6 protein-coding genes, 3 rRNA genes and 1 other RNA gene are annotated in these 10540 nt (G+C 59.3%); 8 read left to right on the forward strand and 2 right to left on the reverse strand.

Going from position 1 to position 10540, the window contains the following annotated elements; translation table 11 throughout:
• The first annotated feature begins 53 nt into the window (after nt 1-53).
• The 4 genes from CLM73_RS03665 to CLM73_RS03680 all read left to right on the forward strand — a co-directional run bounded on the left by CLM73_RS03665 (nt 54) and on the right by CLM73_RS03680 (nt 4123).
• Nucleotides 54-2938 (forward strand): 23S ribosomal RNA (locus CLM73_RS03665).
• 202 nt (nt 2939-3140) lie between these two features.
• Nucleotides 3141-3253, forward strand: a 5S ribosomal RNA gene (gene rrf / locus CLM73_RS03670).
• A gap of 230 nt (nt 3254-3483) precedes the next feature.
• Nucleotides 3484-3596 (forward strand): 5S ribosomal RNA (gene rrf / locus CLM73_RS03675).
• 161 nt (nt 3597-3757) lie between these two features.
• Complete coding sequence (locus CLM73_RS03680) at nt 3758-4123, forward strand: DUF4870 family protein (protein ID WP_199778249.1); 366 nt, start codon at nt 3758-3760, stop codon at nt 4121-4123.
• Between the two features lie 476 nt (nt 4124-4599).
• Here the strand turns inward: CLM73_RS03680 and CLM73_RS03685 are convergent, their stop codons facing one another.
• The gene (locus tag CLM73_RS03685) at nt 4600-4878 is read right to left on the reverse strand and encodes an SWIB/MDM2 domain-containing protein (protein ID WP_006217453.1); all 279 of its coding nucleotides are present in this window, start codon (nt 4876-4878) and stop codon (nt 4600-4602) included.
• Nucleotides 4879-5025: 147 nt separating this feature from the next.
• Between CLM73_RS03685 and CLM73_RS03690 the strand changes: the two genes are divergently transcribed.
• Complete coding sequence (locus CLM73_RS03690) at nt 5026-6219, forward strand: M20 aminoacylase family protein (protein ID WP_056569330.1); 1194 nt, start codon at nt 5026-5028, stop codon at nt 6217-6219.
• A complete protein-coding gene (gene pyrC / locus CLM73_RS03695) occupies nt 6215-7294 on the forward strand; it encodes a dihydroorotase (protein ID WP_105241371.1) in 1080 nt (359 codons plus the stop codon). The genes CLM73_RS03690 and pyrC overlap by 5 nt, the downstream gene beginning before the upstream one ends.
• Nucleotides 7295-7399: 105 nt before the next feature.
• On the opposite strand, the gene CLM73_RS03700 is transcribed toward pyrC, so the two are convergent.
• Entirely contained in the window at nt 7400-9226 is a 1827-nt protein-coding gene (locus CLM73_RS03700; RefSeq protein ID WP_105237353.1) for an ATP-binding cassette domain-containing protein, read from the reverse strand.
• 127 nt (nt 9227-9353) lie between these two features.
• Between CLM73_RS03700 and rnpB the strand changes: the two genes are divergently transcribed.
• An RNA gene (gene rnpB, locus CLM73_RS03705) (RNase P RNA component class A) lies at nt 9354-9759 on the forward strand.
• A 351-nt stretch (nt 9760-10110) separates the two neighbouring features.
• Nucleotides 10111-10539: a division/cell wall cluster transcriptional repressor MraZ gene (mraZ, locus tag CLM73_RS03710; protein WP_063954559.1), complete on the forward strand. Its 429-nt coding sequence runs from the start codon at nt 10111-10113 to the stop codon at nt 10537-10539.
• The last annotated feature ends 1 nt before the right edge of the window (nt 10540 follow it).

Consider the following 10540-nt stretch of genomic DNA (forward strand, 5'->3'; position numbering starts at 1 on the left):
TTATGAACGGCACAAACGCTAATACTCAGGTCCTATAGCCTACAGCGTTATAGGATCAAGCGACTAAGTGCATATGGTGGATGCCTTGGCGATCACAGGCGATGAAGGACGTAGTAGCCTGCGAAAAGCTGCGGGGAGCTGGCAAACAAGCTTTGATCCGCAGATATCCGAATGGGGAAACCCACTGCAGCAATGCAGTATCCCTAGCTGAATACATAGGCTAGTGGAAGCGAACCGGGTGAACTGAAACATCTCAGTAGCTCGAGGAAAAGAAATCAACCGAGATTCCGAAAGTAGTGGCGAGCGAAATCGGATGAGCCTTTACGTTTTAGCACGCAGGATAGTCGAACGGAATGGAAAGTCCGGCCGTAGCAGGTGATAGCCCTGTAGACGAAATTCTGTGTGTGGAACTAAGCGTAAGACAAGTAGGGCGGGACACGTGAAATCCTGTTTGAAGATGGGGGGACCATCCTCCAAGGCTAAATACTCGTGATCGACCGATAGTGAACCAGTACCGTGAGGGAAAGGCGAAAAGAACCCCGGAAGGGGAGTGAAATAGATCCTGAAACCGTATGCATACAAACAGTAGGAGCCTCCTTGTGGGGTGACTGCGTACCTTTTGTATAATGGGTCAGCGACTTACATTCAGTGGCAAGGTTAACCGAATAGGGAAGCCGTAGCGAAAGCGAGTCCGAATAGGGCGATTCAGTCGCTGGGTGTAGACCCGAAACCAGATGATCTATCCATGGCCAGGTTGAAGGCACGGTAACACGTGCTGGAGGACCGAACCCACTAATGTTGAAAAATTAGGGGATGAGCTGTGGATAGGGGTGAAAGGCTAAACAAATCTGGAAATAGCTGGTTCTCTCCGAAAACTATTTAGGTAGTGCCTCAAGTATTACTGCGGGGGGTAGAGCACTGTTATAGCTAGGGGGTCATGGCGACTTACCAAACTATGGCAAACTCCGAATACCCGCAAGTACAGCTTGGGAGACAGAGCACCGGGTGCTAACGTCCGGACTCAAGAGGGAAACAACCCAGACCGCCAGCTAAGGTCCCAAATTATCGCTAAGTGGGAAACGAAGTGGGAAGGCATAGACAGTCAGGAGGTTGGCTTAGAAGCAGCCATCCTTTAAAGAAAGCGTAATAGCTCACTGATCGAGTCGTCCTGCGCGGAAGATGTAACGGGGCTAAGCGATAAACCGAAGCTGCGGGTGTGCACTTTTAGTGCACGCGGTAGGAGAGCGTTCTGTAAGCCTGCGAAGGTGGCTTGTAAAGGCTGCTGGAGGTATCAGAAGTGCGAATGCTGACATGAGTAGCGATAAAGGGGGTGAAAAGCCCCCTCGCCGTAAGTCCAAGGTTTCCTGCGCAACGTTCATCGGCGCAGGGTGAGTCGGCCCCTAAGGCGAGGCAGAGATGCGTAGCTGATGGGAAGCTGGTTAATATTCCAGCACCGTCGTACAGTGCGATGGGGGGACGGATCGCGGAAGATCATCAGGGTGTTGGATGTCCCTGTTGCTGTATCGAAGATGGCGCTTAGGCAAATCCGGGCGCGTAAATCAAGGGTATGGCACGAGCGAGCATTGCTTGCGAAGTGATTGGAAGTGGTTCCAAGAAAAGCCTCTAAGCTTCAGCTGTACGAGACCGTACCGCAAACCGACACAGGTGGACGGGATGAATATTCCAAGGCGCTTGAGAGAACTCAGGAGAAGGAACTCGGCAAATTGATACCGTAACTTCGGGAGAAGGTATACCCCGGTAGTGTGAAGCGCCTGCGCGCTTAGCATGATGGGGTCGCAGAGAATCGGTGGCTGCGACTGTTTATTAAAAACACAGCACTCTGCAAAGACGAAAGTCGACGTATAGGGTGTGACGCCTGCCCGGTGCCGGAAGGTTAAGTGATGGGGTGCAAGCTCTTGATCGAAGCCCCGGTAAACGGCGGCCGTAACTATAACGGTCCTAAGGTAGCGAAATTCCTTGTCGGGTAAGTTCCGACCTGCACGAATGGCGTAACGATGGCCACACTGTCTCCTCCTGAGACTCAGCGAAGTTGAAGTGTTTGTGATGATGCAATCTACCCGCGGCTAGACGGAAAGACCCCATGAACCTTTACTGTAGCTTTGCATTGGACTGTGAACCGGCCTGTGTAGGATAGGTGGGAGGCTTTGAAGCGTGGTCGCTAGATCACGTGGAGCCATCCTTGAAATACCACCCTGGTTTGTTTGCGGTTCTAACCTTGGTCCGTTATCCGGATCGGGGACAGTGCATGGTGGGCAGTTTGACTGGGGCGGTCTCCTCCCAAAGTGTAACGGAGGAGTTCGAAGGTACGCTAGGTACGGTCGGAAATCGTGCTGATAGTGCAATGGCATAAGCGTGCTTGACTGTGAGACTGACAAGTCGAACAGGTGCGAAAGCAGGACATAGTGATCCGGTGGTTCTGAATGGAAGGGCCATCGCTCAACGGATAAAAGGTACTCTGGGGATAACAGGCTGATACCGCCCAAGAGTTCATATCGACGGCGGTGTTTGGCACCTCGATGTCGGCTCATCTCATCCTGGGGCTGTAGCCGGTCCCAAGGGTATGGCTGTTCGCCATTTAAAGAGGTACGTGAGCTGGGTTTAAAACGTCGTGAGACAGTTTGGTCCCTATCTGCCGTGGGCGTTGGATACTTGACGGAGCCTGCTCCTAGTACGAGAGGACCGGAGTGGACGTACCTCTGGTGTACCGGTTGTCATGCCAATGGCATTGCCGGGTAGCTAAGTACGGAAGAGATAACCGCTGAAGGCATCTAAGCGGGAAACTCGTCTGAAGATTAGGTATCCCGGGGACTTGATCCCCCTGAAGGGTCGTTCGAGACCAGGACGTTGATAGGTCGGGTGTGGAAGCGCAGTAATGCGTTAAGCTAACCGATACTAATTGCCCGTGAGGCTTGATCCTATAACACTGATGGTTATTGACCTGGTGATATAGCGTTCCAAGTGTCGTTCAATACAAAATACTGGCTGCACCGTCAGCAGCCAGCCAACACAATTACACCCACTGTGCGTCGATCATCGAGCTCTCAGCTCTGATCGCCACACGTTGCGCTTCTTCCAAGATTGGAGCAGTTGCCTAAACCGCAACCGCTCAACCAGTTACGCCTGACGACCATAGCAAGGTGGTACCACTCCTTCCCATCCCGAACAGGACAGTGAAACGCCTTCGCGCCGATGATAGTGGACGGACGTCTGTGAAAGTAGGTCATCGTCAGGCTTTTATTGCTCAAAACCCCGCAGGTATCCCCTGCGGGGTTTTGTTTTTAGTGAGGGCCCTGGCGGCTCCGCTGAAGGTCGATGGCGACGATGATCGCGAACCCTTCCGCGGTAGTGAGTGCCGGATTTCTATTGCAGTACCCGGCAGTACCGAACAGTGCCTAAGCAGCACCTAAGTAAGACCCAAGATTCGAACGATTGACGCTGGCGTCAATTGCTCAAGCAGTTACGCTTGACGACCATAGCAAGGTGGTACCACTCCTTCCCATCCCGAACAGGACAGTGAAACGCCTTCGCGCCGATGATAGTGGACGGACGTCTGTGAAAGTAGGTCATCGTCAAGCTCTTATTCTCAAAGCCCCACCGGTTCCCGGTGGGGCTTTGTCTTTGGGGCGTGACCGGCCTGCAAGCCGCGCCAATGCTGAATGTGCCCAAATAACAACGCCCGTGGGCGGGGTGGCTTTGTGCGGTAAGATTGTTCGAGTCAATTCGTTGGAGCGTTATCGTGAGTGATCCCCAGACCCCCGTGCCCGGTACGACATTGGACCTTCGCACGTTGACCCACGTAGCCTATGGCTTGTACGCCTTGGGCTTTCTGACGAGTGGATTTCTGGGCATTGCCACGATCGCGGCTGTTGTGCTCATGTACCTCAAGCGGTCGGACGCTGCCGGCACCGTCTACGCAGGCCATTTCGACTGGCTGCTGCGTACGTTCTGGTGGGCACTGTTGTGGCTTGCCATCAGCGGGATTGCGACGCTCATCTTCATCGGCTGGATCGGCGTTGCGGCGACCATCGTCTGGGTGCTGTATCGCCTGATACGCGGCTGGCTGTCGTTGCTGGAAGGCAGCGCGCCCACGTCCTACGCCTGAGATCAGGCAGTACCTTCGAGAAGGCCGGCATCGATGCCGGCCTTTTTGCATGCGTCTTGTGAGACGTCGGAGAGCATGTGCCTGAGACGTCCGTGCATGCGAGACGTGTGCAAGCGATGGGATTGGATAGGGCGCCGGCGTGGCGCATTGAACGGGCGGCGAGGCGCTGACTTTCGGTGCAGTTGCCTGGGACGCGTAGGACGCATTCAGACGCTGCGTGCGAGCCTATTACCGTCGAGTGTGATGGAGAGGCCGTGACGTGCGTGAGCATGCAGCGTGTCGACTTGCGAAGGCGCGCCAGTGCTGACGATCAGGCGATGGATATCGCTATTGAAATCGAGCGGGAATGTCCACGAACGTGGCGATGAGGTACTGCGAGGAGGGGCTTGCGTAGTGGCGTGAAGCTCGCCCGGCCGTAAGCCAGGGCGTCGCGACAATCCAAAGGCAGGGACGTACGCCGTACGCCCTTTGCCTGCTTACTTCAGATGTGCGTTGACCAGTTTGGTCAGTTCGAACATCGTGACCTGATCCTTGCCGAAGATCGGGCGCAGCTTGGCATCGGCGTTGATGTTGCGCTTGTTGCTGGCATCTTGCAGGTTGTGCTTCTTGATGTATTCCCAGATCTTCTTGGTGACCTCGGTACGCGGCACGGCTTCCGAGCCGATGACAGCGGCCAATTCGGCGCTGGGGGTCAGCGGCTTCATGAATGCAGCGTTCGGCTTGCGCGCGGTCGCGGGTTTGGAGGTTGTGGCCATAATGCGGCGCTCCTTCTCTGGCTGTTGGAAAAATTGTCCTGCGGCCGGAGCATAACGTGTCTCTCCAGTAAAGACAAAGGCATTTATCCTCTGTAGCAACTAAAATGCACCGACCGTCCCCTCTCTCACGTCATTCTGTAACGTCCTATGTACGCACGTTCTCCGTTGGAATCGATTCGGCTTTTTCATGACGAATTGACGGCGCTCCGGCGCGATTTGCATGCCCATCCAGAGCTTGGTTTTGAAGAGGTCCGAACGTCGGGCATCGTCGCGGGTGCGCTGGAAGCGCTGGGCATCGAAGTGCACCGCGGTATCGGGAAAACCGGCGTGGTGGGCGTGATCCGCGGCAAGCGCTGCGATAGCGGCCGCATGATCGGATTGCGCGCCGACATGGATGCGTTGCCCATGACGGAAGACAACACGTTCGGGCACAAGTCGACGAAGCCCGGACTGATGCACGGCTGCGGCCACGACGGTCACACTGCGGTGCTGATCGGCGCAGCGAAGTACCTGGCGCAGACCCGCAACTTCGACGGCACGGCTGTGTTGATTTTTCAGCCGGCCGAAGAAGGACGCGGCGGTGCGCGCGCCATGCTGGAGGACGGTTTGTTCGACACGTTCCCATGCGATGCGATCTATGCCTTGCACAACTGGCCGGGCCTCAAGCCTGGCACGATCGGCATCAATCCGGGGCCGATGATGGCGGCGGCTGATCGCTTCGAGATCCTGATCACGGGCCGTGGCGGTCACGGCGCGCATCCTTATCAGACGATCGATCCGGTGACGATCGCGGGCCAGATCATCACCGCGTTGCAGACCATCGTGTCGCGCAACGTGAATCCGCTGGATTCGGCGGTGCTGTCGATCGGTTCGGTGCAGGCGGGGCATCCGGGTGCGATGAGCGTGATTCCGCGCGAGGCGCGCATGGTGGGCACGGTGCGGACGTTCCGCAAGTCCGTCCAGGAGATGGTCGAGACGCGCATGCGCGAGCTGGTGAGCGCCATTGCCGGCGCTTTTGGCGGTACCGCTGAAGTGGTGTACGAGCGCATCTACCCCGCGACCCTCAACACGCCACAGCATGCCAACCTGGTGGCCGACATCGCAACCGAGATGATCGGCAAGGAAAACGTGGTGCGTGACCTGGTACCCTCGATGGGTTCCGAAGACTTTTCGTTCATGTTGCAAGCCAAGCCGGGCGCCTACTTCCGTCTTGGCCAAGGTGGTGCGGATTCCGGCTGCCTGCTGCACAACCCGCATTTCGATTTCAACGATGCCGTCATTCCCCTGGGCAGCGCAATGTTCTGCGCGCTGGCTGAACGGGGCATGCCGCTGGCAGATTAAGAAGCCTTCCATGTCTACTCAAAGCACGACTCAACTCACCATCACCCGTCCCGACGACTGGCATCTGCACTTGCGCGACGGCGCGGCGCTGGATGCCGTGGTTGCGGATACGGCGCGCCAGTTTGCGCGCGCCATCATCATGCCGAACCTGAAACCGCCGGTCACGACCACGGAGCAGGCGTTGGCGTATCGCGGCCGCATCCTGGAAGCGCTTGCGAAGACGGGCGTCAATCCGGATTCGTTCACGCCGCTGATGACGCTCTACCTGACCGACAACACGCCGGCTGAAGAAATCGTGCGTGCGCACGAGTCCGGCCAGGTGTATGCGGTCAAGCTGTACCCCGCTGGCGCCACGACCAACTCGGATGCGGGCGTGACCGATCTGCTGGGCAAATGCACGAAGGCGCTGGAAGCGCTGCAGAAGTGCGGTATGCCGTTGCTGGTGCATGGCGAGGTGACGGACGCATCGATTGACGTGTTCGACCGCGAGGCCATTTTTGTGGAGCGCGTGATGAAGCCGTTGCGGCGCGCATTCCCGGCGCTGAAGGTCGTGTTCGAACACATCACGACGAAGGAAGGCGCGGAGTACGTGCGCGATGCGGAGGGCCCGATTGCCGCGACGATCACGCCGCAACACATGCTGTACAACCGCAACGCGATCTTCCAGGGAGGCGTGCGTCCTCACTGGTACTGCCTGCCGATCTTGAAGCGCGAGACGCACCGTCTTGCGCTGGTCGAAGCGGCCACCAGCGGCAGTCCGCGATTCTTCCTGGGTACGGACAGCGCGCCGCACGCGCGCGGTTTGAAGGAGCATGCCTGCGGCTGTGCGGGCTGCTACACCGCGTTGCACGCCATGGAGCTGTATGCGACGGCGTTTGAGGCGGCCGGCAAGCTCGACAAGCTGGAGGGGTTTGCCAGCTTCCACGGTCCGGATTTTTACGGTCTGCCCCGCAACACCGGCACGTTGACGCTTTCGCGCGAGACGTACGTGGTGCCGGAGGAACTGGCGTTCGGCAATACGACGCTGGTTCCGCTGGCAGCCGGCGAGGCGCTGGAGTGGCGCGCCCACGTCTGAGCGCAATCGCGGCTGGCGCCGCATATCATTGAAATGGGGTGAGCGGCTGTGCCGTTCACCCCATTTTTTTGCCACCGCGCGGGCTATCTATATATAGCAGTGATGTTAGAGCGTGCCATCGCGGCGCGCTTCCAGGAGTTCCCAACGCGCGAACTTTTCTTCGAGCTCGGCTTCCAGCTTGGCCAGTTCGCCGTTGATGCGCTCGACCTCGGCCGGTGCATCGCGGTAGAGACTGCCATCTGCGAGCTGGCCAGCCAATTCAGCCTGTTTTGCCTCGAGCGCGGCAATCGCGTCGGGCAGGCCTTCGAGTTCGCGCAGGTCCCAGGCATTGATCTTGCCCGCCTTGGCTGGCTTGGTCCGCGCAGCTTTCGCGCGCGAGGCGCCGTCGTCGGCCGGCTTGGCTGCCTTGTCAGCGTCGTTCTGAGAGGCGGCAGGCGCCGGGCGCTGCGCGACCCATTCGTCGTATCCGCCCACGTAATCGCGCCAGTGGCCATTGCCTTCATAGGCGATGGTCTGCGTGACCACGTTGTTGAGGAAGGCGCGATCGTGGCTGACCAGCAGAACGGTGCCCGCGTATTCCTGCAGCAGCTCTTCCAGCAATTCGAGCGTTTCGATGTCCAGGTCGTTGGTGGGCTCGTCCAGCACCAGCACGTTGGCCGGGCGGGCAAAGAGCCGCGCCAGCAGCAGACGCGCGCGTTCGCCGCCTGACAGGCTGCGCACCGGCGAGCCGGCGCGCGCCGGCGAGAACAGGAAGTCGCCCAGGTACGTCATGACGTGTTTGCGCACGCCGCCGATCTCGACCCATTCGCTTCCCGGGCTGATGATGTCGACCAGCGACGCGTTTTCGTCGAGCTGCGCCCGCATCTGGTCGAAGTAGGCGACGGCAACGTTGGTGCCCAGGCGCGTCGTGCCGGTGTCAGGCTGCAGCTCACCCAGGATGAGTTTGAGCAGCGTGGTCTTGCCCGCGCCATTGGGTCCGATGATGCCGATGCGGTCGCCGCGAAGCAGAGTGGTGGAGTAGTCGTCCACGACGATCTTGTTGCCGAAGCGCTTGCTGACGTGCTCCAGTTCGGCCACGAGTTTGCCGGAACGCTGGCCCTCGGCCAGCGCCAGCGATACATTGCCCACGCGCTCGCGGCGCTCGGCGCGCTCGACGCGTAGGCTTTCCAGGCGGCGCACACGGCCTTCATTGCGAGTGCGGCGGGCTTCCACGCCCTTGCGGATCCAGACTTCTTCCTGCGCCAGGAGCTTGTCGAAACGTGCCTGTTCGAGACGTTCGGACTCGAGCCATTGGGCCTTGCGCTCCTGCCATTGCGAGAAGTTGCCCGGAAAACTGAGCAGGCGTCCGCGATCGAGTTCGACGATGCGGGTGGTGACAGCGTCAAGGAAGCGGCGGTCGTGAGTGATGATGACGGCGGCGCCCTTCCAGCTGCGCAGCATATCTTCCAGCCAGGCGATGCCTTCGAAGTCCAGATGGTTGGTGGGTTCGTCGAGCAGCAGCAGATCAGGTTCGTCGATCAGGGCGCGGGCGAGGGCGACGCGCTTGCGCGTGCCGCCGGACAACCCTGCGATCTGCACGTCGGCGGGCAGACCGAGCTTTTCCAGGACCGCACGCGCGCGCGAGGGGCGTTGCCAGTCTTCGTGGTCGCCGTCCGAATTGCATACGACGTCGAAGACCGTGGCGTTGTCGTCGAGCTCGGGTTCCTGTTCGACGGTGGCCACCCGCAGGCTGGAGCTGCGCGAGATCGCGCCGTCGTCGGGCTGCGTGCGGCCGTCAAGCAACCTGAGGAGCGAGGACTTCCCTGCGCCGTTGCGGCCGATGAGGCCGATGCGCTCGCCGGCCTGGATGGCGAAGTCGGCATGGTTCAGCAGCGGATGGTGCCCGTAGGCGAGCTGAACGTCGGTCAGGGTGATGAGAGTTTCGAGGGCCATGTAGTGTTGGTGTCTGCGGCATCTAAGCGGATCAGCGCGTATTGTCGCAGGAACCCGAGGCACTGTTCGCGCCGGCGCCGGCTGTCGCCGGGGACAGATCGGACGGCTGTAATAGAATACGTCCTGCAAGACGGGTTGGACGATCGCGGTGGGCGCAAGCTCATCGAGGAAGGTCCGGACTCCGCAGGGCAGGGTAACGGCTAACGGCCGTCCGGTCGTGTCTTCGGGCACGGCTGAGGAATAGGACCACAGAGACGAGACTGCGGCGCGGGCGCGTTTTGCGCGCACTGATACGGCTATCTCCGTATTGCGCCGTCCGGCAACGGGCGGCGGCATCGCAGGGTGAAACGCGGCAACCTCTATCCGGAGCAACATCAAATAGGCATGCGTGCGGCCTCACGGCCGTGAAGGGCGGCTCCGTCCGAGTATGCGGGTAGATGGCTACAGCGGCTCAGCAATGATCCGCGCAGAGGAATGATCGTCCGCCAGGGCAACCTGGTGTACAGAATCCGGCCTATAGACCCGTCTTGCATTGAATTCCCACGGCGCGCGGCTGAACGAGGCCCCGCGGCCGTCTGGCGTGCTCCGCGCCCGCTCATTTCCGCTTTCAGGGGCGCCCATCCGGCGGGATGCCTCGCCAACTTGAAGGATCGGGCGGGCCCCCGACGGTAAGTCGCGCCGTTAGCCGCTATTTCTGAAGTAGGACATTTAGAGTATGTCGCAACCTCCTGATTTATTAGGGGGTTTTTCTTTTTGCGATTTTACAAATTGATCTAAGTCCTTGTTGTGATTGAAAAAATTGCAACCGCTCGCTTGACCGCCCCTGTCCCATACCGTAGAGTGGGAAATAGTAGGAAATTGTGCAATTAAGTGGGGTAAAAGTGGTGTTTCAGGGAAGCAGCGCGCTCACGCTGGATGCCAAGGGACGGATCTCCATTCCGACCCGGCATCGTGACGCGCTCGTGTCGCAGGCCGAAGGCCGGCTGACCCTGACCCGCCACCCCGACGGCTGCCTGCTGGTGTACCCGCGACCGGAATGGGAAAAGAAGCGCGAGCAGATCGCCGCTTTTCCGATGACGGCCCGCGCGCTGCAGCGGCTGTTGCTGGGCAACGCTCAGGACGTGGAACTGGACGGCTCCGGCCGGGTCCTGATCGCTCCTGAACTGCGCAACGCTTCCGGTATGACGCGCGATGTGATGCTGCTCGGTCTGGGCTCTCACTTCGAGCTGTGGGACGCCGCTACCCTGGCAAGCCGCGAGGCTGAAGACTTGGCCAAGGGTATGCCGGACGTGTTGAACCAGTTTTCGTTCTGAA

The organism is Achromobacter spanius, assembly GCF_002966795.1.
GTDB classification, from domain to species: Bacteria; Pseudomonadota; Gammaproteobacteria; order Burkholderiales; family Burkholderiaceae_B; genus Achromobacter; species Achromobacter spanius_D.

What these genes read in the sequence shown, in the direction of transcription:
- CLM73_RS03685 (WP_006217453.1), bottom strand. Translation starts at nt 4,878, where the DNA reads ATGGCCACAACCTCCAAACCCGCGACCGCGCGCAAGCCGAACGCTGCA.
- CLM73_RS03690 (WP_056569330.1), top strand. Translation starts at nt 5,026, where the DNA reads ATGTACGCACGTTCTCCGTTGGAATCGATTCGGCTTTTTCATGACGAA.
- CLM73_RS03700 (WP_105237353.1), bottom strand. Translation starts at nt 9,226, where the DNA reads ATGGCCCTCGAAACTCTCATCACCCTGACCGACGTTCAGCTCGCCTAC.